The sequence below is a fragment of the Streptomyces fructofermentans genome (assembly GCF_014651055.1).
GTDB classification, from domain to species: Bacteria; Actinomycetota; Actinomycetes; order Streptomycetales; family Streptomycetaceae; genus Streptomyces; species Streptomyces fructofermentans.
On record NZ_BMWD01000025.1, the window covers coordinates 81,294 to 106,291 of the forward strand.

General features: G+C 72.2%; 20 protein-coding genes. 11 read left to right on the forward strand and 9 right to left on the reverse strand.

Translation table 11 applies throughout. The features are described 5' to 3' along the window. Positions 1–9: 9 nt before the first annotated feature. From IE265_RS28965 to rhaI, 7 genes are all read right to left on the reverse strand, one after another. Positions 10–1,164, reverse strand: coding sequence for an ABC transporter ATP-binding protein (locus IE265_RS28965; protein WP_190038676.1), 1,155 nt, complete (start codon positions 1,162–1,164; stop codon positions 10–12). 22 nt (positions 1,165–1,186) lie between these two features. Then, positions 1,187–1,834 (reverse strand): LutC/YkgG family protein, encoded by a 648-nt coding sequence (locus IE265_RS28970; protein WP_190038677.1) that lies wholly within the window; start codon positions 1,832–1,834, stop codon positions 1,187–1,189. Further along, entirely contained in the window at positions 1,831–3,345 is a 1,515-nt protein-coding gene (locus tag IE265_RS28975) for a lactate utilization protein B (protein WP_190038678.1), read from the reverse strand. The genes IE265_RS28970 and IE265_RS28975 overlap by 4 nt, the downstream gene beginning before the upstream one ends. Positions 3,346–3,376: 31 nt before the next feature. After that, positions 3,377–4,132: a (Fe-S)-binding protein gene (locus IE265_RS28980; protein ID WP_190038679.1), complete on the reverse strand. Its 756-nt coding sequence runs from the start codon at positions 4,130–4,132 to the stop codon at positions 3,377–3,379. Positions 4,133–4,229: 97 nt separating this feature from the next. Next, the gene (locus IE265_RS28985; RefSeq protein WP_190038680.1) at positions 4,230–5,675 is read right to left on the reverse strand and encodes a rhamnulokinase; all 1,446 of its coding nucleotides are present in this window, start codon (positions 5,673–5,675) and stop codon (positions 4,230–4,232) included. A 5-nt stretch (positions 5,676–5,680) separates the two neighbouring features. Beyond that, entirely contained in the window at positions 5,681–7,720 is a 2,040-nt protein-coding gene (locus IE265_RS28990) for a bifunctional aldolase/short-chain dehydrogenase (RefSeq protein WP_190038681.1), read from the reverse strand. Between the two features lie 161 nt (positions 7,721–7,881). Continuing rightward, positions 7,882–9,042: an L-rhamnose isomerase gene (gene rhaI / locus IE265_RS28995; RefSeq protein ID WP_190038682.1), complete on the reverse strand. Its 1,161-nt coding sequence runs from the start codon at positions 9,040–9,042 to the stop codon at positions 7,882–7,884. Positions 9,043–9,325: 283 nt separating this feature from the next. Between rhaI and IE265_RS29000 the strand changes: the two genes are divergently transcribed. The 11 genes from IE265_RS29000 (at position 9,326) to IE265_RS29050 (ending at position 21,265) form a co-directional block, all read left to right on the forward strand. Next, entirely contained in the window at positions 9,326–10,840 is a 1,515-nt protein-coding gene (locus tag IE265_RS29000; RefSeq protein ID WP_190038683.1) for a sugar ABC transporter ATP-binding protein, read from the forward strand. Positions 10,841–10,931: 91 nt separating this feature from the next. Next, a complete protein-coding gene (locus IE265_RS29005) occupies positions 10,932–11,972 on the forward strand; it encodes an ABC transporter permease (protein WP_190038684.1) in 1,041 nt (346 codons plus the stop codon). Continuing rightward, positions 11,965–12,990: an ABC transporter permease gene (locus IE265_RS29010; protein ID WP_190038685.1), complete on the forward strand. Its 1,026-nt coding sequence runs from the start codon at positions 11,965–11,967 to the stop codon at positions 12,988–12,990. The genes IE265_RS29005 and IE265_RS29010 overlap by 8 nt, the downstream gene beginning before the upstream one ends. A gap of 24 nt (positions 12,991–13,014) precedes the next feature. Next, the gene (rhaS, locus tag IE265_RS29015; RefSeq protein WP_190038686.1) at positions 13,015–14,097 is read left to right on the forward strand and encodes a rhamnose ABC transporter substrate-binding protein; all 1,083 of its coding nucleotides are present in this window, start codon (positions 13,015–13,017) and stop codon (positions 14,095–14,097) included. 27 nt (positions 14,098–14,124) lie between these two features. Continuing rightward, the gene (locus tag IE265_RS29020) at positions 14,125–14,445 is read left to right on the forward strand and encodes an L-rhamnose mutarotase (protein WP_190038687.1); all 321 of its coding nucleotides are present in this window, start codon (positions 14,125–14,127) and stop codon (positions 14,443–14,445) included. 160 nt (positions 14,446–14,605) lie between these two features. Continuing rightward, positions 14,606–16,030 carry a BNR repeat-containing protein gene (locus IE265_RS29025; protein ID WP_190038688.1) on the forward strand — a complete coding sequence of 475 codons (1,425 nt, stop codon included), beginning with the start codon at positions 14,606–14,608 and terminating at the stop codon, positions 16,028–16,030. A 79-nt stretch (positions 16,031–16,109) separates the two neighbouring features. After that, a complete protein-coding gene (locus tag IE265_RS29030) occupies positions 16,110–17,135 on the forward strand; it encodes a LacI family DNA-binding transcriptional regulator (protein ID WP_190038689.1) in 1,026 nt (341 codons plus the stop codon). Between the two features lie 137 nt (positions 17,136–17,272). Then, positions 17,273–18,574, forward strand: coding sequence for an alpha/beta fold hydrolase (locus IE265_RS29035; protein ID WP_190038690.1), 1,302 nt, complete (start codon positions 17,273–17,275; stop codon positions 18,572–18,574). Positions 18,575–18,621: 47 nt separating this feature from the next. Next, positions 18,622–19,356, forward strand: a complete 735-nt coding sequence (locus tag IE265_RS29040; protein ID WP_190038691.1) for a PIG-L deacetylase family protein — start codon at positions 18,622–18,624, stop codon at positions 19,354–19,356. Beyond that, entirely contained in the window at positions 19,353–20,228 is an 876-nt protein-coding gene (locus IE265_RS29045) for a sigma-70 family RNA polymerase sigma factor (protein ID WP_268255859.1), read from the forward strand. The genes IE265_RS29040 and IE265_RS29045 overlap by 4 nt, the downstream gene beginning before the upstream one ends. A gap of 200 nt (positions 20,229–20,428) precedes the next feature. Continuing rightward, complete coding sequence (locus tag IE265_RS29050) at positions 20,429–21,265, forward strand: pentapeptide repeat-containing protein (RefSeq protein WP_190038692.1); 837 nt, start codon at positions 20,429–20,431, stop codon at positions 21,263–21,265. 368 nt (positions 21,266–21,633) lie between these two features. On the opposite strand, the gene IE265_RS29055 is transcribed toward IE265_RS29050, so the two are convergent. Together IE265_RS29055 and IE265_RS29060 are read right to left on the reverse strand one after the other, a co-directional pair. Then, positions 21,634–22,662: a phosphotransferase enzyme family protein gene (locus IE265_RS29055; protein WP_229916666.1), complete on the reverse strand. Its 1,029-nt coding sequence runs from the start codon at positions 22,660–22,662 to the stop codon at positions 21,634–21,636. 4 nt (positions 22,663–22,666) lie between these two features. Beyond that, positions 22,667–24,556 carry an ATP-binding cassette domain-containing protein gene (locus tag IE265_RS29060; RefSeq protein ID WP_190038693.1) on the reverse strand — a complete coding sequence of 630 codons (1,890 nt, stop codon included), beginning with the start codon at positions 24,554–24,556 and terminating at the stop codon, positions 22,667–22,669. Positions 24,557–24,998 lie beyond the last annotated feature (442 nt).

Here is a 24,998-nt window from a genome sequence, read left to right on the forward strand (position 1 = left end):
GCCACCGGCTCAGGCGTCCGCCACCGAGTCGAACGCCACCTGGTCGCGCGGCACGCCGCGCGCGTCCGCGTCCACCGAGCGCCGCAGCGCCTCGTGGAGCTTCGCCGGCGTCAGCACGCCCAGGAACCGCGCCCCGTCCGGTACGGCCACCCAGCCCGCGTCGTGCTGGAGCATCACGCCGAACGCCTGCTTGAGCGGGGCGCCGACCGGCACCCAGGAGCTCATCCGGTGGGCGAGTTCGCCGACCGTTCCGCCCGCGCCGAGCTCGCCGACGCCGACCCAGCCGTGCAGGTCGCCCCCGGCGTCCAGGACGACCGCCCAGCGCGCGCCGTCCGCGCGCAGCCGGTCGGCCGCCCGCCCGGCCGGTTCGTCGACGCGTGCGACCGGCGGCTGCTCCAGGTCGGCGGGCTCGATCTGCGTCACCGACAGCCGCTTGAGGCCCCGGTCGGCGCCGACGAACTCGGCGACGTACGGGGTCGCGGGGCTGCCCAGCACCGCTCCCGGGGTGTCGAACTGCTCGATGCGCCCCTGCCCGTACACCGCGATGCGGTCGCCGAGGCGTACGGCCTCCTCGATGTCGTGCGTGACGAGCAGCACCGTCTTGCGCACCGCGGCCTGCATCCGCAGGAACTCGTCCTGCAACTGCTCCCGCACCACCGGGTCGACGGCCCCGAACGGCTCGTCCATCAGCAGGACGGGCGGATCGGCGGCGAGGGCCCGGGCCACGCCGACGCGCTGGCGCTGGCCGCCCGACAACTGGTCCGGGTAGCGCGAGCCGAACGTCTTCGGGTCCAGTCCCACCAGGTCGAGGAGTTCGGCGGCACGCGCCCGGGCCTTCGCCCGCTTCCAGCCCACGAGGGTCGGCACGGTCGCCGTGTTGTCGAGGACCGTCCGGTGCGGGAACAGGCCCACCTGCTGGATGACGTACCCGATCCGCCGGCGCAGCCGTACGGGGTCGACCGCGGCGATGTCCTCGCCGCCGACGAGGATCCGTCCCGACGTCGGCTCGATGAGCCGGTTGACCATCATCATGGTCGTCGTCTTGCCGCAGCCGGACGGGCCGACGAGCGTCACGAGTTCGCCCTCGGACACCTCGAACGAGAGGTCGTCCACGGCGGTCGTACCGTCCGGGTAGCGCTTGGTGACCTGCTCGAACCGGATCATGTCCTCACGCTAACCGCGGGGGTCAGTGGCCGCTCACCAGGACCACCTCCAGGGTGCGCGGACCGTGCACCCCCTCGACCCGGTCCAGTTCGATGTCGCTGGTGGCCGAGGGGCCCGAGATCCAGGTCAGCGGGCGGGCCGGATCGAGGCGCTCCAGGGCCTGCGGGACGGAGGCGACCACCTGCTCGGGTACGCGTACGACGACGACGTGGTGGTCCGGGACCAGGGTCACGCGGCGGCGGCCCTGGTCCGGGCCGCCGTCGAGGACGACGGTCCCGGTCTCCGCGACGGCCACCGCGCACGCGGTGACCACGCTGTCGACGCGGTCCAGCTCGGCCGCTGTGCTGGTGGCGAGGTCCGGCACGCGGGTGGCGTCGACGGCCGACAGCCAGTCCGCGGGCAGGCCGGGCGGGACCACGACCGACCGCGAGCCCCGCTCCGCGAGCAGCCGGGCGAGCAGGTCCGGCAGCTCCTCCCGGGTGCAGCGGTGCACGAGGGCCCGGTAGTCGGCCAGGTTCTCGGCCAGCAGGTCCGCGCTCTCCTCGGCCGTGCGCCGTCCGTGCTCGCGCAGGTATCCGCGCTCCACGGCCCGCTCGTACGGTGTGTCGTCGGCCGGAGCGTCGGCGAGCGCGCGCCGTACCCGGGCCAGGATCAGTTCCCTGCTGCTCACTTGGTCTCCTTGGCCGGGCCGTCCGCGGTGCCCGGTCGCGGGCCGTTCTCGTCGCCCCCGGTGCGCCGCCACCAGTCCCGGAAGCTTTCCGCGGGTACCTGCGGCAGGTCGCGGGTGCCGCTCCAGGCGCGTCCGGGGCCGGGCAGGGTCCGCGGATGGAAGCGGCGGGTCCGGGACGCGAGGCGCTGTCCGGTGCGCAGGGCGCCCGGGTGGCCGAAGGTCCAGCGGGCGGCCCGCATGGCGGCCCGCTCGGCCGCGTGGCCCTTGGCAGGCTTGAGGACGACCTTCGTGCCCTCGTGGGTCACCGGGCCGCCCTGGACGATCCGTTCCCGCAGGTGCACGAGCACCTCGGGGATGTCGATGGCCACCGGGCAGACGTCGTAGCAGGCGCCGCACAGCGAGGAGGCGTACGGCAGTGAGGCGTCGATCTCGCTCTGGGTGCCGCGCAGTTGGGGGCTCAGGATGGCGCCGATCGGTCCCGGGTAGACCGAGCCGTACGCGTGTCCGCCGGCCCGTTCGTAGACCGGGCAGACGTTGAGGCAGGCGGAGCAGCGGATGCAGCGCAGGGCCTGCCTGCCGACGTCGTCGGCGAGAGTGTCGGTGCGGCCGTTGTCGAGGAGCACGAGGTGGAAGTCCCGCGGGCCGTCCCCGTCCGTCGTACCGGTCCAGGTGGAGGTGTACGGGTTCATGCGCTCGGCCGTGGACGAGCGGGGCAGGGTCTGGAGGAACACCTCCAGGTCCCGCCAGGTCGGCACGATCTTCTCGATGCCGACGACGGAGATCAGCGTCTCGGGGAGGGTCAGGCACATGCGGCCGTTGCCCTCCGACTCGACGACGACGAGCGTGCCGGTCTCGGCGACGATGAAGTTGGCGCCGGAGACGCCGACCTTGGCGCGCAGGAACTTCTCGCGCAGGTGCAGCCGTGCGGCCTCGGCGAGTTCGGCGGGTGTGTCGGTGAGGCCGTCGGGGGCCGGGCGGCCCCATGCGCCCATCTCGCGGGCGAAGATGTCGCGGATCTCGCCGCGGTTGCGGTGGATGGCGGGCACCAGGATGTGGGAGGGGCGGTCCTTGCCCAACTGCACGATGAGTTCGGCGAGGTCCGTCTCGTAGGCGTGGATGCCCTCGGCCTCCAGGGCCTCGTTGAGCCCGATCTCCTGGGTGGCCATCGACTTGACCTTGACGACCTCGCTCTCCCCGGTCGCGCGTACGAGGTCCGTGACGATCCGGTTGGCCTCGTCCGCGTCGGCGGCCCAGTGCACGGTGCCGCCGGCCGCCGTGACCGACTCCTCCACCTGTACGAGGTAGCGGTCCAGGTGGCGGAGCGTGTGGTCCTTGATCTGCTTGCCCGCCTCGCGCAGCAAGGCCCAGTCGGACACCTCCGCGACCGCGGCGGCGCGCTTGGCGCGGATGGTGTGCGTGGCGTGGCGCAGATTGCCGCGCAGCGTCAGGTCCTGGACGGCCTCGTGCGCGGCCTTCGGGAAGGCCGGCATGCCGACGAACGTCCCGCTCATGGGGTCGGCTCCGCTCCGGTGGTGGTCCCGCTCATGCCAGGGGCTCCTCTTTCGTGCTCGCCAGGATCTCCGCGATGTGCACGGGGCGCATGCCCGTGCTGAGCCGCGTCATGGTGCCGCCGATGTGCATGAGGCAGGAGTTGTCGGCGGCGCACAGCACCTCGGCGCCCGTCGACTCGGCGTTGCGCACCTTGTCGGTCCCCATCGCCGCCGACACGTCGGAGTTCTTCAGGGCGAAGGTGCCGCCGAAGCCGCAGCACTCGTCGGCGCCGGGCAGTTCCCTGAGTTCGAGTCCCTCGACCGCGCGCAGGAGCCGGGTGGGTCGCTCGCCCAGCCCGAGGCTGCGCAGGCCGTGGCAGGTGGGGTGGTAGGTGACGGTGTGCGGGTAGTAGGCGCCCACGTCCGTCACGCCGAGCACGTCCACGAGGAACTCGGTGAGTTCGTACGTCTTGGGCACGACCGGCGCGAGGGTGGCCGCGAGGGTGTCGCCGCGGCCCTCGGCGCGGGCCCGCTCGCCCATCCGCGGATACAGCTCGCGCACCATGGCCCCGCAGGAGCCGGACGGTGTCACGATGGCCTCGTAGCCGCCGAAGACATCGGAGAAGTGACGGGCCATCGGCTCCGCCTCGTGGCGGTACCCCGTGTTGTAGTGCGCCTGCCCGCAGCAGGTCTGCGCCATCGGGAAGTCGACGTCGACACCCAGCCTGGTCAGCAGTTTCACGACGGCACGGCCGGTGTCCGGATAGAGCGTGTCATTGACGCAGGTCAGGAACAGAGCGACTCGCATCGCAGCTCCTCGGGGTCGATCATCGGATGAGTGCAGGGTACGCGGCGGGCACGCGCCGGGGGAGACGTCGCGCGCCCGCCGGGCGGGGTGCGGTGTCTCACCGGCCGGCGAGTCTCGCCTCGGCGGCCTGCCACGCGGCGCTGTCGCCGCGCGGCTCGTACCGCCGCAGGGGCTGGGTCGCGGCCAGCAGGCGCCGCATCGCCGCGCGGTCGCCGACCGCGCCCTGCGCCCGTGCCTGCACGAGGACGTTGCCCAGGGCCGCGGCCTCCGCGGGGCCGGCCACGACGGGCAGGCCGCAGGCGTCGGCGGTGAGTTGGCAGAGCAGTTCGTTGCGGGTGCCGCCGCCGACGATGTGCACCACGTCCACCGGATGGTCGGCCAGTTCCTGGGCCTCGCGGACCGCGCGGCGGTGGGCCAGCGCGAGCGAGTCGAGGATGCAGCGGGTGGTTTCGGCGCGTGATCCGGGTACGGGTTGGCCGGACGCGCGGCAGGCCTCGGCGATCCGGGCCGGCATCCGGCCCGGGGCGAGGAACGCGGCGTCGCCCGCGTCGACCACGGACCTGAGCGGCGCGACCCCGGCGGCCTCGCGCAGCAGCGCGGGCAGGTCGGGGCCGCCCCATTCCCGCAGGCACTCCTGGAGCAGCCACAGGCCCATGATGTTCCGCAGGTAGCGGACGGTGTTGTCGAGGCCGAGTTCGTTGGTGAAGTTGGCCGCGCGGCTCGCCTCGCCGAGGACGGGGGCGTCCAGTTCGAGGCCGGCCAGGGACCAGGTGCCGGTGCAGATGTAGGCGAAGCGCTCGCCGGTGGCGGGCACGGCCGCGACGGCCGACGCCGTGTCGTGCGAGCCGACCGTCGTCACCGGCACCGGTCCGGTCAGTCCCGTCTCCTCCAGCACCGGCCCCCGGAGCAGGCCGGCCGGATCGCCGGGCCGCCGCAGCGGTGGGAAGAGGTCCAGGTCGACGCCGAGGCGCGCGGCGATGTCGTACGACCAGTCGCGGGTGCGCGGGTCGACGAGCTGGGTGGTGGAGGCGTTGGTGAGTTCCGTGCCCCGCTCGCCCGTGAGCCAGTAGGTCAGCAGGTCGGGGATGAGCAGCAGGCACTCGGCGTCGGCCAGTTGGGACGTGGCGCGGGCCGCCACCAGTTGGTACAGGGTGTTGAAGGGGGCGTACTGGAGTCCGGTCGCCGCGTACAGGTCGGCGGCGGGCACGGTGGCCCACACCTTCTCCGCGACGCCCTCGGTGCGGGTGTCCCGGTAGTGGACCGGGTTGCCGAGGAGCGCCCCGTCGGCGTCGAGGAGGCCGTAGTCCACGGCCCAGCTGTCGATGCCGACGGAGTCGACCTGCCCGGCGGCGCGCAGCCCGTCGAGGACTCCTCCGTACAGGGCGAGGATGTCCCAGCGCAGTCCCTCGGGCACCCGCACCGGCCGGTTGGGGAATCGGTGCGCCTCGGTCAGCTCCAGCGTGCCGGGGCCCACGCGGCCGACCATGACGCGCCCGCTGGACGCGCCGAGGTCGACCGCGGCGTACGACTTCGCTGCGGTCATCCTCGTCACCGCAGGAACGCGGCGGCGACGCCGGCGTCGACCGGGACGTGCAGTCCGGTGGTGTGCGTCAGGTCGCCGCCCGTCAGGGCGAAGACGGCGTTCGCCACGTGCTCGGGCAGCACCTCGCGCTTGAGGATGGTCCGCTGGGCGTAGAACTCGCCGAGCTTCTCCTCCTCGATGCCGTACGTGGCCGCCCGCTGGGCGCCCCAGCCGCCGGCGAAGATGCCCGAGCCGCGCACGACCCCGTCGGGGTTGACGCCGTTGACCCGGATGCCGTGCTCGCCCAGCTCGGCCGCGAGCAGCCGCACCTGGTGGGCCTGGTCGGCCTTGGTCGCCGAGTACGCGATGTTGTTGGGGCCGGCGAACACGGCGTTCTTGGACGCGATGTAGACGACGTCGCCGCCCAGGCCCTGCGCGATCATCACGCGGGCCGCCTCGCGCGAGACGAGGAAGGAGCCGCGCGCCATGATGTCGTGCTGGAGGTCCCAGTCCGCGGCGGTGGTCTCCAGGAGGGGCTTGGAGATGGAGATGCCGGCGTTGTTCACGACGAGGTCGACGCCGCCGAAGGCGAGCACCGCGTCCTTGAACGCCTCGGTGATCTGCTCCTCGGAGGTCACGTCGGCGGTGACGGCGACCGCCCTGTCGGGCCCGCCCAGCGCGGCGGCGACCTCGGCCGCGTTGTGCGCGTTCAGGTCGGCGACCACGACGCAGGCGCCCTCGGCGACCAGCCGTTCGGCGATGGCCCGGCCGATGCCGCTGCCGGCGCCCGTCACCAGTGCCACCCGGGTGGCCAGCGGCTTGGGCGCGGGCATCCGGCGCAGCTTGGCCTCCTCGAGGGCCCAGTACTCGATGCGGAACTTCTCGGACTCCTCGATGGGCGCGTAGGTGGAGACCGCCTCGGCCCCGCGCATCACGTTGATCGCGTTGACGTAGAACTCGCCGGCCACGCGGGCGGTCTGCTTGTCCTTGCCGAAGCTGAACATGCCGACCCCGGGGACGAGCACGACGGCGGGGTCCGCGCCGCGCATCGCGGGGGAGTCGGCGTCGGCGTGCCGCCCGTAGTAGGCCGCGTACTCGGCGCGGTACTCCGTGTGCAGCTCCTTCAGGCGGGCCACCGCCTCGTCGAGGGGCGCGGCCGGCGGCAGGTCCAGGACCAGCGGCCGGACCTTGGTGCGCAGGAAGTGGTCGGGGCAGGAGGTGCCGAGGGCGGCGAGGCGCGGGTGCTCGGCGCTCGCGAGGAAGTCGAGGACGACGTCGGAGTCGGTGTAGTGGCCGACCTGCGGGCGGTCCTGGGAGGCCAGCGACCTGATCACGGGCGCGAGCGCCGCGGCCCGGTCCCGGCGCTCGGCGGGGGCGAGCGCCCCGTACCCCTCGACGGCGGGGCCGAAGGGCTCGGGCCTGCCGCGTTCGGCGAGGAAGGCCTCGGCGGTGCGGATGATGTGCAGCGAGTTGCGCTCGCACTCCTCGGAGGTGTCGCCCCACGCGGTGATGCCGTGCCCGCCGAGGACGCAGCCGATCGCCCGCGGGTTGGCGGCCTTGACGGCGGCGATGTCGAGGCCGAGTTGGAAGCCGGGGCGGCGCCAGGGCACCCAGACGACGGTGTCGCCGAAGCACTCGGCGGTCAGTTTCTCGCCGTCGGCCGCGCAGGCCAGCGCGATGCCGGAGTCGGGGTGCAGATGGTCGACGTGCGCCGCGTCGACGAGTCCGTGCATGGCGGTGTCGATCGAGGGGGCGGCCCCGCCCTTGCCGTGCAGGCAGTAGTCGAACGCGGCGACCATCTCGTCCTCGCGCTCGACGCCCGGGTACACGTCCTTGAGCGCCCGGAGGCGGTCCAGCCGCAGTACGGCCAGTCCCGGCCCGGTCAGCGTGCCGAGGTCGCCGCCCGATCCCTTGACCCACATCAGGTCGAGGTCGCCGCCGGTCACGGGGTCGGTGCCGGTGCCCTTGGCGGAGGTGTTGCCGCCCGCGTAGTTGGTGTTGCGCGGGTCGGCGCCGAGCCGGTGGGAACGGGCGAGGAGGTCGGCGGCTTCGGGGTGGGGTGCCATGTCCTGGGTCCTTTGAAGAGAGTGTCTGCGTCTGCGTCGGCTTGAGCGGGGCGCGGGACCGCGGTGCCCGGGAGCGGGCGGCCGGGCGGCGGGGGCGGCCGTCCGGACTCACGCCGCGGTGCGGTGGCCCGTTCGCTGGGCGGGAGGTTCGGGGCGCCTGATCAGGCGCCCCAGCCGGCCTGCTGTCCGCCGACGCGCTCCTCGGCGATGCGCGCTGCCCAGCCGGAGGCGTGGTAGGCGGCGATGGGGTCGGGGTCCAGGCCCAGTTCCTGGCGGACCTCGGCCACCAGCGGCCGCACGTCCGTGTTGTACGCGTCCATGACCACGGCGTTCGCGGCGAGGACGTCACCCGAGCGCTGTGCGGCCGTCAGGGCCTCGCGGTCCACGAGGAGTGCCTTCGCGGTGGCCTCCTGCACGTTCATCACCGAGCGGATGATCGCGGGGATCTTCGCCTCGATGTTGTGGCACTGGTCGAGCATGAACGCCACGTCCGGGGTGAAGCCGCCGCCGCGGATGACCTCGTACATGATCCGGAAGAGCTGGAAGGGGTCGGCCGCGCCCACCATCAGGTCGTCGTCGGCGTAGAACCGCGAGTTGAAGTCGAACGCGCCGAGCTTCCCCTCGCGCAGCAGCGTCGCGACGATGAACTCGATGTTGGTGCCGGGCGCGTGGTGGCCGGTGTCGACGACGACCTGCGCCTTGGGCCCGAGCTTGAGGCAGTGCGCGTACGCGGTGCCCCAGTCCGGCACGTCGGTCGCGTAGAAGGCCGGCTCGAAGAACTTGTACTCCAGGAGCATCCGCTGGTCGTCCCCGAGGCGCTCGTACACCCGGGCCAGGCCTTCGGCGAGCCGGTCCTGGCGCTCGCGGATGTCGTCCTGGCCGGGATAGTTCGTGCCGTCCGCGAACCACAGCTTCAGGTCCTTGGACCCGGTGGCGTCCATGATGTCGACGCAGTCGAGCAGATGGTCCACGGCCTTGCGGCGCACGGCCGCGTCCGGGTGGCAGACGCTGCCGAGCCGGTAGTCGTCGTCCTGGAAGGTGTTGGAGTTGATCGCCCCCAGCTTCACGCCGCGCTCCTCGGCGTGCTTGGCGAGAGCCGTGTAGTCCTCGACCCGGTCCCAGGGGATGTGCAGCGCCACGGTCGGGGCGGCCCCGGTGAACTCGTGCACCTTCGCGGCGTCGTCGAGCTTCTCGAAGGGGTCGCGCGGCACTCCGGGCTGCGCGAACACCTTGAAGCGGGTTCCCGAGTTCCCGTACGCCCATGACGGCGTCTCTACTGCCTGGGTCTTGAGAGCGGCCTTCACCGCGGCGAGCTCGGTCACTTCGGGGCTCCTGTGACATCGGTTCTGGCAATCGGAAGGAACAACGCCTGAACAGCTTCGGTCTGAAACGATTCAGAAGGCTGAAGCTATGAGCACCCCGAAGGGCTGTCAACCCCCCGGGCGCGGACGGCTCTTCGTGACTCGGTTGTGACCTTGTCCTATCGAAAATTTCGGACAGTACCCATTGACGTGACCTGGGCTACATGCCTAACGTCCCGGCAACCTAGTTGAAACCTTTCACGACGTCGTGAGGCCGCACTGCCCGCGTCGTTGAGGAGCCCTCATGACCCTCCGGTCCGACGCGGGTCCGGCCCCCGTGCTGGCGCTCAAGGACATCTCGAAGTCCTTCGGCGCCGTACGCGCCCTGCGGGACGTGTCCCTCGAACTGTTCCCCGGCGAAGTGCACGCACTCGCCGGCGAGAACGGCGCGGGCAAGTCGACCCTGATCAAGACGCTCGCCGGCGTGCACCGACCCGATGCCGGCCAGGTGCTCCTGGACGGCGAACCCACCGTCTTCCACGGTCCCGCCGACGCCCGCGACGCGGGCATCGCGGTGATCTACCAGGAGCCCACGCTCTTCCCCGACCTCTCGATCGCCGAGAACATCTTCATGGGCCGCCAGCCGCGCCGCGCCCTCGGCCGCATCGACCACAAGGCCACCCACGCCGAGACACTCGCCCTGATGCGGCGGCTCGGCGTCGAACTCGACCCCGACCGCCCGGCACGCGGCCTGTCCATCGCCGACCAGCAGATCGTCGAGATCGCCAAGGCGCTCTCCTTCGACGCCCGCGTCCTGATCATGGACGAGCCGACCGCCGCCCTCACCGGCAGCGAGGTGGCACGCCTCTTCGGCGTCGTCCGCGCCCTGCGCGAGCAGGGCTCGGCCGTGCTGTTCATCTCGCACCGGCTGGAGGAGATCTTCCAGATCTGCCGCCGGGTCACCACCCTGCGCGACGGCGCCCTCATCTCCAGCGAGCCGATCGACGGCATGACCGAGGACGACCTCGTACGCCGCATGGTCGGCCGCGACCTGGACGAGCTCTACCCGAAGCAGGACGTCGAGGCGGGCGAAGTCGCCCTCAGCGTGCGGCGCCTGACCCGCGAGGGCGTCTTCACCGACGTCTCCTTCGACGTCCGGCGCGGCGAGATCGTCGGCCTCGCCGGACTCGTCGGCGCCGGACGCACCGAGGTCGCCCGCGCCGTCTTCGGCGTCGACCGCTGGGACGCCGGGGAGGTCGAGATCGACGGACGGAGCCTGACGAACGGCGCGCCCTCCACGGCCATGGCCGCGGGCCTCGCCCTCGTACCCGAGGACCGCCGGGCCCAGGGCCTCGTGATGGACATGTCCATCGAGCGCAACATCGGCCTCACCGGCCTGCGGTCGACCGTCAGGGCGGGGCTCATGGACCGCGGCGCCGAACGCAGCCGCTCACTGGACTGGGCGGTCAAGCTCCAGGTCAAGTACGCCCGGATCGCCGACACCGTGTCCACCCTCTCCGGAGGCAACCAGCAGAAGGTCGTCCTCGCCAAGTGGCTCGCCACCGGCCCCAAGGTGCTCATCGTCGACGAACCGACCCGCGGCATCGACGTCGGCACGAAGGCCGAGGTGCACCGGCTGCTCAGCCAACTCGCCGCCGACGGTGTCGCCGTCCTGATGATCTCCTCCGACCTGCCCGAGATCCTCGGCATGGCCGACCGGGTCCTCGTGATGCACGAGGGCCGGCTCACCGCCGAGATCCCGAGGTCCGAGGCCACCGAGGAGTCCGTGATGGCCGCTGCCACCGGGAGGGCCGCGTGAACCGCGCACACGCGGCCACCGGGCCGCGGACGGACACGACGCCCGCACCACCGCAGCGTACGGGCGCACCGGCGCACGAGAGGAGGACGGCATGACGGTGACCGCACCCAACCCGGCACCCGCGGCCGAGGTGCCCAAGTCGAGCGGCACCCGCCTGGTCGACCGCGTCTTCAAGATGCGCGAACTCGCCATCCTGGCCGTCTTCCTGGTGATGATCGTCATCACCCAGATGGGCAACAGCGAGTTCCTGTCCGAGCAGGGCATCAAGGACCTGCTGCTCAACGCGACCATCCTCGTGCTGGTCGCCACCGGCCAGTCGCTGGTCGTCATCACCCGCAACGTCGACCTGTCGGTCGGCTCGACGCTCGGCATCAGCGCCTTCGCCGCCGGCACCTACCTCCAGGGCGGCGGGAACCCCGTCGTCGCCGTGGCGCTCGCCGTCCTGCTCGGCATCGGCTGGGGACTGGTCAACGGACTCCTCGTCAGCCTCGGCCAGGTGCCCGCGCTCGTCGTCACCCTCGGCACGCTCTACATCATCCGCGGCATCGACTCCATCTGGGTCGGCTCACGGCAGATCACCGCGGCCAACCTGCCCGACGGATTCGTCGACTTCGGCTCCGGCGGCATCTCCGCGGTGCCCTGGCTCGCCCTGATCGCCCTCGCCGTGCTGATCGCGACCGCCTACTACCTCAAGCACTTCGGCAGCGGCCGCGAACTGTACGCGCTCGGCTCCAACCCGGAGGCCGCCCGCCTCGCCGGCATCCCCGTGCGCAAGCGCATCCTCGCCGCGTACACCTTCTGCGGAGCCCTCGCCGGGCTCGCCGGCGCCCTGTACCTCGCCCGGTTCGGCAACGTCGACTCCGGCACCGGCAACGGCTACGAACTCACCGTCGTCAGCGCGGTCGTGGTCGGCGGCGTCGTCTTCACCGGCGGCTCCGGCAGCGTCTACGGCGCCGCTCTGGGCGCGCTGCTCCTCACCTCCATCAACAGCGTGCTGCCCGCCCTCGGCGTCAGTTCCGTCTGGGTGCTCGCCATCAACGGCATCCTGCTCATCCTCGCCATCGCGGTCGACCGGATCGTCGCCCTGCGCGTGGCGACCGCCCTGAAGAAGAGGAACGCCCGCCATGGCTGACTCCGCCCTCACGCGCGCCGTCCGCCGCTCCGCCCTGGTGCGGTGGGACGGGGCCGTCGGCGCCCTCCTGATCGTCGTCCTGCTGCTGTCCTTCACCACCGTGGACGGCTTCGGCAACGCCCTCAACCTGTCGTTCCTGATCGGCAACACCCTGCCCATCGCGCTGATCGCGCTGCCGATGACGCTGCTCGTGGTGTCCGGGGAGATCGACCTCTCGGTGGCCTCGACCGCGGGTCTGTCCGGCGCGGTGATGGGCGCCCTGTGGAACCAGGGCATGACCATCGAGACGATCATCCCGATCTGCCTGCTGCTCGGCGTGGTGTGCGGACTGGTCAACGGCCTGCTGGTCACCCGGCTCGGCCTGCCCTCCCTGGCCGTCACCATCGGAACGCTCGCCGCCTACCGGGGCATCGCGCAGATCGTGCTCGGCTCGGACGCGGTCACCGACTTCCCCACCCAGTACCTGGACTTCGCCTCCGGACGCATCGGCGACACGTTCGTCCCGTACGCGCTCCTCCCCTTCCTCGTGCTGCTCGCGATCGCCGTGGTCGCCCTGCACGCCACCCCGTTCGGGCGCTCGCTCTTCGCGGTCGGGGCCAGCGAGGAGGCCGCCCGGTTCGCCGGCATCCGCGTCAAGCGGCAGAAGCTGGTCCTGTTCACGGTGACGGGGCTGATGGCCTCGCTCACCGGCATCTTCTGGGCGCTGCACTACGCCAGCGCCCGCTTCGACAACGCCACGGGGCTCGAACTCTCCGTCGTGGCGGCAGTACTGCTCGGCGGCATCGACTTCGACGGCGGCAAGGGCACGCTCGGCGGCGCGATCGCGGGAGTCTTCCTGCTCGGCGCGCTGCAGAACGTGATGAGCCTCCAGGACGTCTCCGCCCAGTCGCAGATCGTCGTCACCGGCGTCCTGCTCGTCCTCTCCGTGCTCGCCCCCCGGGTCGCACGGCAGATCTCCGTCGCGAGGGCGGGCCGCAGAGCCGCCTCCGCACCCACCTCTGCACCCACCTCCCCGTAACCTCCGTCGAAAGGCTCCACCACCATGTCCTCCACCAAGCTCCGCCGGGCCTGTGCGGCCCTGGCCGCCGTCACCTCGCTCGCCCTGGCCGCGACGGCCTGCGGCGGCACCTCCAAGGACGACGTCAAGGACGAGGGCGGCTCGAACGCCACGGCCGGCAAGGCCGACCCGAACGCCGCGACCAAGAAGGGCCTGACCGTCGGCTTCCTGCCCAAGCAGGTCAACAACCCGTACTTCACCACCGCTGACAAGGGCGGCGAGAAGGCCCTCACCGAGCTGGGCTCCAAGTACAAGGAGGTCGGTCCCAGCAGCGCCACGGACACCTCCGGCCAGGTGAGCTACGTCAACACGCTCACCCAGCAGCAGGTCGACGCGATGGCCGTCTCCGCGCAGGACCCGGGCGCCCTGTGCACCGCGCTCAAGCAGGCCATGAAGAACGGCATCAAGGTCGTCACGTACGACTCCGACACCAAGGCCGACTGCCGCAACGCCTTCGTCTCGCAGGCCAGCGCCGAGGCCCTCGGCCGCACCGAGGTGCAGCTCCTCGCCGAACAGCTCGACTACAAGGGCGAGATAGCGATCCTGTCCGCCGCGCAGACCGCCACGAACCAGAACACCTGGATCGAGTTCATGAAGGACGAACTCAAGGATCCGAAGTACAAGGACATGAAGCTCGTCAAGGTCGCCTACGGCAACGACGACGCCCAGCAGTCCTTCCAGCAGACCCAGGGCCTGCTCCAGGAGCACCCGAAGCTGAAGGGGATCATCTCCCCGACCACGGTCGGCATCAAGGCCGCCGCCCAGTACCTGTCGGGCTCCAAGTACAAGGGCAAGGTCAAGCTGACCGGCCTCGGCACCCCGAACGACATGCGCAAGTACGTGAAGAACGGCACCGTCGAGGCCTTCGAGCTGTGGGACCCGGCGCAGCTCGGCGCGCTCGCCGCGCACACCGCCGTCGCGCTGTCGTCCGGCCAGATCACCGGCAAGGAGGGCGAGACCTTCAAGGCCGGCGACATGGGCACCTTCACCATCGGCAAGGACGGCGTGATCGACCTCGGCAAGCCGACCGTCTTCGACAAGAAGAACATCGACCAGTTCAACTTCTGATCCGACCGACTGCCCGGAGCGGCCTTCATGCAGCGCGTCTGCTTCCTTCTCAAGGTCCGCGAGGACCGGCTCGACGAGTACCGCGAGCGGCACGCCGCCGTGTGGCCCGAGATGCTCGAAGCACTCTCGGCCACCGGCTGGCGCAACTACTCGCTCTTCCTGCGCGAGGACGGCCTGCTGGTCGGGTACCTGGAGACGGAGGACTTCGCCGCCGCGCAGGCGGGCATGGAGGCCGCCGGGGTCAACGCCCGGTGGCAGGCCGAGATGGCGCCGTTCTTCGAATCGCTGGACGGCGCCCGTCCCGACGAGGCCATGAGGCCGCTCACCGAGGTGTTCCACCTCGCCTGACCGCGACCACCCCGCGACGGAACGGGCCCCGCCACCCACTACAGCCTCACCCCGGCCCCCCGGCCCCCGGCCCCCGGCATCACGCGGCGCCCACCCGGCACTTCCGCACCCCGCTCTTCGCACCTGTTCGCCCTCCTCCCACCCGCCAGGAGCCCCGATCATGAAGAGACGCACCCTGCTCGCCGCCACCGCGCTGCTGGGCAGCGCGGCGGTGCCCTCAGTCGCCGGCACCGCCCGGGCCGCCGCGCCCGGACCCTCGGTCACCCCGGCCGGCACCACCACGCTCGACGGACAGGCCCTCTTCTTCGTCTCCTACGACGGCCTCGTCAACAACAACTCGTTCCAGAAGAACGGCCTGCTGACCCACAGGGGCCACCAGTACGCCGCCTGGTACACCGCGGACCGCAACGCGGTCGTCGGCCGCCGGGTGCTCGGCGGGAGCACGTGGTCGACCGTCAAGGTCGGCCACACCCTCCGGTACGACGACTCGCACAACGTCATCTCCATGGGCGTCTCCCGGACCGACGGCCGGCTGCACCTCAACATGGACTCCCACAGCGACGGCTTCACCTACGTGAAGTCGGTGGCCGGACTCCTCGACAACCCCACCGGCCTGAGCTGGACCGCGAGCCGGTTCGGGACGCCGCAGTCCACGCTCGACGGGCTCGCCCTCACCTCGCAGTTCACGTACCCGCAGTTCGTCGCCACACCCGAGGGAAGGCTCCAGCTCAGCTACCGCGCCGGAGTCTCCGGCAACGGCCGCAACGCCCTCGCCGAGTACGACGGCACGTCCTGGACCGCGCTGGGGGAGTGGTCCTCGGCCACCGGCACCTACACCGGCGCCCACGGCTCCAGCACCCTGCGCAACATGTACCTGCACGGCATCGACTACGACAGGAGCGGACGCCTGCACGCCTTCTTCACCTGGCGCGAGCAGAACGCCGCCGTGATGTGCAACGCCGGCGGCCTCACCAACCACGACACCGGCTACGTCTACTCGGACGACCGCGGCCGCACCTGGCGCAACGGCGCCGGAACCCCGGTCGGCACCACCGGCGGCTCCGACCGGGTCGCCGTGACCGACGGCGGACTCGTCGTCGACCCGCTCGACCCGGACCACTCCCTCATGAACCAGGAGAGCCAGGCCACCGACTCCGCGGGCCGCCCGCACGCCATCATCAGCTACGTGCCGGGCCGCTTCGGCCAGTGCACCACCGGCTACGTCCGGGACCGGACCGCGAACGGCCGGGCCTTCCACGTCCGCAGGACGGCCGCCGGCACCTGGCGCAAGACCGAGATCCCGGTCGCCCTCAACTCCAGCCAGCGCACCAGGCTGGTCCTCGACAAGTACGACAACGCCTACGCCGTGCTGCCCTTCGGACGGATCGCCGCCGCCTCGGCCGCCTCCGGGCACACGGACTGGACGACGCTGTTCGACGGCGGCGGCCTCAACGCCTTCGGAGAGGTCGTCGTCGACGAGACACGGATCGCCCAGGACGGCGTACTGTCCGTCCTCCACCAGGTGAAGTCCACCGGTACGACCCCCTCGGCGCTCCGCGTCGCCGATTTCGCACTGCCCGTATGACGGAATCCGTCCCCGGTGGGCGCGCGGGTAACCTGAGCGCGTGCCCACCACTCCCCGCTCTTCCGGAGGTAACCGCCTGATGGCCCAGTCGGTGGGTATCAAGGACGTCGCCCGAGTCGCCGGAGTCTCCGTCGGCACGGTGTCGAACGTCATCAACCGCCCGGACACGGTCGCCTCCGAGACCCGTGCCCGTGTGCTCTCCGCCATCGACCGGCTCGGCTACGTCCGCAGCGAGTCCGCACGGCAACTGCGCGCCGGGCGCAGCAGGATCATGGGCCTGCTCGTCCTCGACATGGGCAACCCGTTCTTCGTGGACGTGGCCCGCGGCGCCGAGCGGGCGGCCCGCGAGACCGGACTCGGCGTGATGGTCTGCAACAGCGCCCAGAGCGCCGGCGAGGAGGCCGACTACCTGTCGCTCTTCGCCGAGCAGCGGGTCCGCGGGGTGCTGCTGACCCCCGCCGACGCGACCGGGCGCAACATCGCCGCGTTCCGCCGCCACGGCATCCCCTTCGTCCTCGTCGACCGGGTCGCCGAGGGCACCACCGAGTGCTCGGTGTCCGTCGACGACGTGGCGGGCGGCGCGCTGGCCGTGCGGCACCTGGTCGACGCCGGCCACCGCTCCATCGCGTACGTGAGCGGACCGCCCGGACTGAACCAGGTCAGGGACCGCCGCACCGGCGCCCTCAACGCGCTCGCCGAGGCCGGGCTCGGCCCCGAGTGCCTGCGGGAGCTGCCCACCGAGCGGCTCGACGTGGCCGCCGGACGCGACGCGGGGGCCCGGCTCCTGGGCCTCGCCGTGCGCCCCACCGCCGTCTTCTGCGCCAACGACCTGCTCGCCCTCGGCGTCCTCCAGGCCGTGTTCGCGGCCGGCGTGGGCGTCCCCGACGACCTCGCGATCGTCGGCTACGACGACATCGAGTTCGCCGCGGCCGCCGCCGTACCGCTCACCTCGGTGCGTCAGCCCGCCGTGACCATGGGCGCGCTCGCGGCGGAACTGCTGCTGGAGGAGACGGAGGCGGAGACCGCGTCCACCCCGCACGAGCACCGGCGCGTGGTGCTCCAGCCGGAGCTGGTGGTACGGCGTTCCAGCCTGCCGCGACGCTGAGCGGTCGGTCAGTATGTTTCCGGCAACGGCCTGATCCGCCGGTCAGTACGGAATTCTTGATCCCCGGGGTCGGATCGCCGAACAACTTGTGTTGAACTGGGTCGCAGCCAGCAATCCGTCCGTCTCGGGAGCCCTTCTTGAGTGCCAGCTACCGTCAGCCCGGAGTCGTCCTCACCGACCGCCGCTTCACCGTGCCCCTCGATCACGACGCCCCCTCCGGGGAGACGATCGAGCTGTTCGCCCGGGAAGTGGTCGCGAGCGGGAGAGCGGACAAGGACCTGCCCTGGCTGGTCTACCTCCAGGGCGGCCCGGGGTTCGGCGCCAACCGCTTCGTCGGCAAGCAGGCCTGGCTCGGCCGCGCCCTGGAGGACCACCGCGTCCTGCTGCTCGACCAGCGCGGCACCGGCAGCTCCACGCCCGCCAACCGGCAGACCCTCCCGCTGCGCGGAGGCCCCCGCGAGCAGGCCGACTACCTCGCCCTGTTCCGCGCCGACTCCATCGTCCGCGACTGCGAGACGATCCGCCCCGCCGTCACCGGCGGCGCCCCCTGGACCGTCCTCGGCCAGAGCTTCGGCGGCTTCTGCGCCACCCACTACCTCTCCACCGCGCCCGAGGGCCTGAGCGCGGCCCTGATCACGGGCGGCCTGCCCACCCTCGACGGGCACGCCGACGACGTCTACCGGGCCGCGTACCCGCGCATCGAGCGCAAGGTCGCCGCCCACTACGCGCGCTACCCGCAGGACGTCGAGCGGGCCCGACGGATCGCCGAGTACCTGCTGAGCCACGAACCCGTCCTGAACGGCGGCTACCGGCTCACCGTCGAGGCCTTCCAGTCCCTCGGCATCCTCCTCGGCGGCGGCGAGGGCAGCCACCGGCTGCACTACCTCCTGGAGAACGCCTTCGTCCGCACCGCCCAGGGACCGGCCCTCTCCGACGCCTTCCAGGAGGACGTACAGGCCGCCCTGTCCTTCGCGGGCCACCCGCTCTACGCGCTGGTGCACGAGGCCTGCTACGCGCAGGGCGACCGGCCCACCGCCTGGTCCGCCGAACGGGTCCGCGCCGAGTTCCCCCAGTTCGACGCCGGCAAGACCCTCGCGGGCGACGGCCCGCTGCTGTTCACCGGCGAGTCCGTGCACCCGTGGACCTTCGACTGCGACCCGGCACTGCGCCCGCTGCGCGAGACCGCCGACCTGCTCGCCGAGCGCACCGACTGGGCCCCGCTCTACGACGCCGGCCGCCTCGCCGCCAACGAGGTCCCCGTCGCCGCGGCCGTCTACCACGACGACATGTACGTCGACACCGCGCACTCGCTGCGCACGGCGGGCACGATCCGCGGACTGCGGACGTACGTCACCGACGAGTTCGAGCACGACGGCGTACGCGCCGGCGGACCCCGCGTGCTGGACCGGCTGCTGGCGCTGGCGCGCGACGACGTCTGAGCGCAGCGTCGCGGCGTTCGCGGCCCGGCCCGGTTAGTGTGCCGGGCATGACCGAGCCGACGAACGATCAGCTGCGGCCCATGCCCGACGACTGGCAGCGCGCCCTCGCCGTGGTGGCCCACCCGGACGACCTCGAATACGGCTGTGCCGCCGCCGTCGCGGCCTGGACGGACGGCGGCCGCGAGGTCGCCTACGTGCTGGCCACCCGGGGCGAGGCCGGCATCGACACGCTGGATCCGGACCGCTGCGGCCCGCTGCGGGAGCGGGAGCAGCGGGCCAGCGCCGCGGTGGTCGGGGTGTCCGAGGTGGAGTTCCTCGACCACCGGGACGGTGTCGTCGAGTACGGCACCGCGCTGCGACGGGACATCGCCCTCGCGATCCGCAGGCACCGGCCCGAACTGGTGATCACCCTCAACCACCGGGACACCTGGGGCGGCGTCGCCTGGAACACGCCCGACCACGTCGCCGTCGGACGCGCCACGCTCGACGCCGCCGGGGACGCCGGCAACCGCTGGATCTTCCCGGAGCCCGGCCTGGACCCCTGGAGCGGCGTCCGCTGGGTCGCCGTCGCGGGCTCGGGCAACCCCACCCACGCCGTCGACGCCACGCCGGGACTGGAGCGCGCGGTGCTCTCCCTGCTCGAACACCGCAGCTACATCGAGGCGTTGACCGACGAGGAACCCGAGGAGTACGCGCGGTCCCTCCTGACCGGATTCGCCGCGGGCGCGGGCGAACGCTTCGGCGGCCGGCCGGCCGTGGCCTTCGAGCTCTTCAGCCGGTGAGCGCCGCACCGGCCGAACGCTTCGAGGAGCACCGGAGCATGCTCCGTGCCGTGGCGTACCGGATGCTCGGCTCGTTCAGCGAGGCCGACGACGCGGTCCAGGAGACCTGGCTCAGGCTCAGCCGCACGGAGATCTCCGAGGTGGAGAACCTGGGCGGGTGGCTGACCACCGTGACCGGACGCATCTGCCTGGACATGCTGCGCGCGCGGACCGCGCGGCGCGAGGAGCCGCTGGACAGCCATGTGCCGGACCTCGTCGTGCGCCCGCTCGACCCCGAGGAGGAAGCGGTACGCGCGGACTCCGTGGGGGCGGCGCTGCTCATCGTCCTGGAGGCGCTCGACCCCGCCGAGCGGCTGGCGTTCGTCCTGCACGACATGTTCGCGGTGCCGTTCGACGACATCGCGCCCGTCGTGGGGCGCAGCACGGCGGCCACCCGGCAGCTCGCGTCCCGCGCGCGGCGGCGGGTGCGCGACGCGGCCCCGGTGCCCGATCCCGACCTCGCCCGGCAGCGCGAGGTGGTCGAGGCGTTCCTCGCCGCCGCGCGCGCCGGCGACTTCGAGGCGCTCGTCGCCGTGCTCCACCCGGACGTCGTCCTGCGCGCCGACGCCGGCCTGCTCGTCACCGGCCCGGCGGTGTCCAAGCTGGTCAGGGGGGCGCGGGCGGTGGCCGGGCAGGCTGCGATGTTCGCACGGTTCGCCGCGCACACGAGGACCGTACTCGTCAACGGCTCGGTCGGGACGGTCACGGCGCCCGAGGGCAGACCGCTGTCCGTCGCCGCGCTGACCGTCGTGGACGGCAGGATCGTCGCCATGGACATCCTGGCCGACCCGGACCGGCTGGCCCGGCTCGACCTCGGACTCCTCGTGGAGTGAGGCACGTGAGGCAAGGGAGGCCAGTGATGTCAGTGATGTCAGTGAGGCCTCTACGAGGTCCGCCTCCTGGTCGCGCCGCCGGATCCGCCCGCCCGCGGGACCGGCGGCGGGCCCCCGTACGGGAGTTGGGCCCCGAACCGGCCAACGGCCGCCCGCACCGCGAGTGATCGTCCCCATGCGTCCTGCGTAGGGTGGGAGGCATGTACGAGCATCACGGCACGGCGGCGCCCGCCCGCACCGAACTCCAGGCGGACTGCACACGGTGCTTCGGCCTGTGCTGCGTGGCCCTGCCCTTCGCCGCCTCGGCGGACTTCGCCATCGACAAGGACGCCGGGAGCCCCTGCCCGAACCTCCGCGCGGACTCCCGCTGCGGCATCCACACGGAACTGCGGGAACGCGGATTCGGCGGCTGCACGGTCTACGACTGCTTCGGCGCGGGCCAGAAGGTCTCGCAGGTCACCTTCGGCGGCGCGGACTGGCGCTCGGCCCCGCCGGAACGGGCCCGCCTGATGTTCGAGGTGTTCCCGGTGGTGCGCCAGCTCCACGAACTCCTCCGACACCTCACCGAGGCGCTGGCCCTGCCGGCGGCCCGCCCGGTCCACACCGAGCTGCGCCGCGCGCTGGACCGCACGGAGGCGCTGACCCGCCTCGCCCCGGAGGAGATCGCCGAGGTGGACGTCCCCGCGGTCCGGGGCGAGGCCAACGCGCTGCTGCTGCGCGCCAGCGAGCTGGCCCGCGCGGCCCAGGGCGGCCGGCGCAAGGAGCACCGGGGCGCCGATCTGATGGGCGCGCGGATGCGGGGCGCCGACCTGCGGGCAGCCGGCCTGCGGGGCGCCCGCCTCGTCGCCGCGGACCTGACGGGCGCGGATCTGCGCGGCGCGGACCTGACGGGCGCCGACCTGCGGGACACGGACCTCACGGACGCCGACCTGACAGGGGCCCTGTTCCTCACGCAGGCGCAGGTCGACGCGGCGAAGGGCGGCCCGGGCACGCGCCTCCCGAAGCCGCTCACGAGGCCGGGCCACTGGCCGAGCTGAGACGCAGGCCCCGGCCACCGACTGCCCGCTGCGTCCACCGGGCCACCGTGCCACCTGGCCCGGACGTCGCGCGGAGGCCTGCCGGTCGTCGCGGCGGGGGACCAGTAGACGAGACGCAGCGTCAGTCCCGCGGCATCAACGCGAGCCGCAGCCGGCACCCAGGGTCCGCGCTCAGCTCGCACTGGCGCAGCAGCAGCCCTTGTACGAGCGTCGCCCGGGTAGTGCGAACTGTCGCCCGCTGCTTGCCCGAGCGTACGTGCCGAGCGACTCGCGGAGCTGGCTCGTAGGACTCGGTCAGCGAGGAGTCGCTCCTCACCGAGACGGAGGAGCAGGGCCTCAACGTGCGCGACGTACCAGCGGGGTGGCCTTCACGGCGCGGACTCACCCATGAGCCGGTCCAAGGTGCGCCGGCCCCGCGCGGTGACCTCCGGGTGGTCGTTGTCCGGGCCCCAGGCCAGGCAGTCGACCGCGTCCAGTGCGGTCAGGCAGCGCAGCGCATGCCGTTCGGCGCCGGTCAACTCCCGTCCGTACGACCGGAGGAACGCCCTCCCGCGATCGGGGTGGTCTAGCCACTCGGTGACGGTGAGGATGACGAGGTCCTGCACGCGGGCGGCGGGCCGGGTGCGTTCGAAGTCGACGAGGGCGAGCCCGGTGGGGGACCACAGCCAGTTCCTAGGCTGATTGTCGCCGTGGATGTAGCCGACGGGTACCGGTCCGACGCGGCGGAGTTGGGCGGCGTGGTCGCGGATCACCCGCCGCTCGTCCTCGGTGAGCCGGTCTCCGGCGCGGGCCAGGTACTCCTGCGCCCCGTCGGCTGCGGCCTCCAGGGACGCTTCGGCCTCGGCCCGGTCGGCGCGGTCGAGTTCGCCGGCCTCGTGGAGGCGGGCACACAGGGAGCCGGCCTGCCGGTGCACGTTCCGCCACTGGGCGTCGGTGGGCGCGAGCCCCGGTGCCGGGACGCCGGGCACCGAGGTGAGCAGCACAGCGAGTTCCTCCGCACAGGAGTCGACAAGGTGGGGTGCGCGGCCGTGGCCGAGCGCCGGGACGATGTGGCGGTAGGCACGGGTTTCGCGGGTGAAGAACTTCAGGGAGGGCGAGACCTTCACGTACCACCGCGTCCCGCCCCGGCCCGCCAGCTCCCACACTCGGGAGCGGTACCAGTCGTGCGAGGCGTCGCGGACATCCGTGACGGGTCCGATGTGCCTCTCCGCCCAGCGCCGAACCGTCGGGGGCAGGGGTTTCGTCTGCCCTGAGCCCTGTACCTCGTGTTCGGACGCATGGGCGGGCTGCGGGTCGGGGCGGTCGTCGGCGGGGATCCGGGAAGGGGGCACAGGCGTCTCCTCGGCGATGCCGTCGTCCCGCCGCAGGGTGGCGGCGGAACGACGGACGCGGCGCAAGTGGTCAGCGGTCCTGGGAGAGTTGAAGGAGTTCGGCGAAGGTTCCGCCGGCGTGGACGAGGTCGTCGTACCTGCCCTGTTCGGTGATCCGGCCCTGCTCCATCACGATGATGTGGTCGGCGATCCTGGTGTTCTCCAGGCGGTGGGTGACCACGATGGTGATGCGGCCGGCGGCGATGGCCTTGATCCGTTCGAAGATCTGGTGCTCACCGCGCGGGTCCATCTGGGAAGTCGGCTCGTCCAGGATCAGCAGCCCCGGCAGGCGGTACAGGGCCCGGGAACACGCGATGCGCTGCCACTGCCCGCCGGACAGTTCCGAACCGCCGAAGACCTCACGGGACAGCAGGGTGTCCAAGCCCGCGGGAAGGTCGTCGACGGCTTCGCGCAGGCCGACTGCGTCGATCGCCTCCCATACGGGGCCGTCGTCGTGGGTACGCGGCTGGCCGAGGGTGACGTTCTCCCGGAGCGGCATCGGCCACTGGGCGAAGATCTGCGGCACCAGCCCGGTCTGCGCCCACACGCCGGCGGGGTCCACCGAGGCCAGATCGGCGCCGTTCCAGGTGACCTTGCCCTTGTCCGCCAGGTAGATGCCGGTGAGCAGGCGGGTGAGCGTGGACTTGCCCGAGCCGTTCGCGCCGACGATCGCGAGGATCCGACCGCGCTCCAAGGTGAGGGTGACGCTGTCGACGGCGGGCTTGGCCTTGCCCGGGTACTGGTAGGAGACCTCGTCCAGCCGGATCTGCTCGACTCGGCCGTCGGCCCTGCCCGGGCCGCGCTTGGGAGTGCGGGCGGCCGCGTCGTCGAGGAATGCCTGCATGTCGCTCAGGTAGAGGCTGGTGTGGAAGACCGCTGCGCCGTTGATGACGACCTGGGAGAGCGCGGAGAGTGTGGTCTGCACGGCGATGACGGCTGTGGCCGCGACCGCCAGCTCGATCCTGCCCGAGACCGCCAGCCATGCCAGCACTCCCCAGGTCGCGATGAGGAACAGGCCGCCGGCCACGGCGGAGGTCAGAGCGATCCGCAGGGTCCGCGGCGCGGCGGCCAGGGTGCGGCGGTCGCAGCGGTCGGACAGGGCCCGGTACCAGTGGACGAGGTAGTCGGTCATCGAGTTGGCTCGGACCTCGTCCCCGTACTTCGACGTGGTCGCCCACCAGCGCATCATCCCGCGTACGTTGCGGTCGGCGATGTTGGCGTAGTGGATCTCGTAGTCGACCCGGGCGGTCAGCACTGCCCCCACACCGGCCGGAAGCACCGCGAGCAGGAGCAGTGGAAGCATCAGCGGGTTCAGCACCGACAGGACCCCGCAGGCGGTGACCATCCGGATCAGCGCGGACAGGAACCGCTGGGCGTCGGCGACCATCACCTGGCTGCGGATCACTCCCATCTCCGCCGCCTCGTGCCGGTCGGAGAACCCCTCCTCCGCGTACGCGGCTGCCTCCACCCGGCACACCGCCTCGACCAGGGCGCTGTCCGTCTCCGTCGTCAGCCGCGGGGTGATCCGCCGCTCCGCGTACGTGGCCACCGCCGCCGCGCCGCGGCCCAGCGCGGCGGCGAAGGCGACCACCAGCAGTGCCGGGACGGCTTCGTGCAGCCGGTCGCCGGCCGATCCGTCGCCGAGGATCGGGCTCATGGCGTGGGCGGTGGCGGTCAGCAGCACCGCGGCCGAGATACCGGTGACCGCTTGGCAGCCGAGAAGCAGCTGCACGGCACGCCGGTCGGTCCGCCACGACAACTGGGCGATGCGGCGCAGAACGGACGGGATCTGCCCGCACATGCGGCGGAAGGACGCCTCGGCGAGCGGATTGACGGAGTACTGCCCGCTGTAGGTGATCTCCGCCGGTGGTGGTTGAGGAGGTGTTGCGGCCTGCTCTTCGTTCGTATCGGCCGAGGTCAATGCGGGTACCCCATGACGGTCGTCCAGCGTGGTCGTGAGGCTCAACGACCCGGCCGGGATATCGAACGCATGTGTTTCGGCCGGTCCTGGAATCCCGGGATGGAGCGGGCGGCGGCGCGTGGGGTATGCATGGACCCGGACCGCGCAACAGGTGGGCGAGTGTGGGCGGTTGGCCGAATCGCCGAGGGTGCTGTCTGCGGGCCGGTGCTGGTCTGGATCAGGTTGCCGCTGATCGGCAACTGGTCTCAGGACTCACCGATGGAGCCGTCTCGCGCGGCATGGGAAGGCCACCATGGTTCGGTGACCGGCACGACATGGGTGGGCGCCCACGTCGTGCGACTCGCGGGTCTGTCCGCGTGCACCAGCCGGGCGAAGTTGCGGGTTCGGCCGGACCGGGTTGGTTCGGGAGGCGGCGAGCCTGGGCCGTGACCTCGGCATCGAC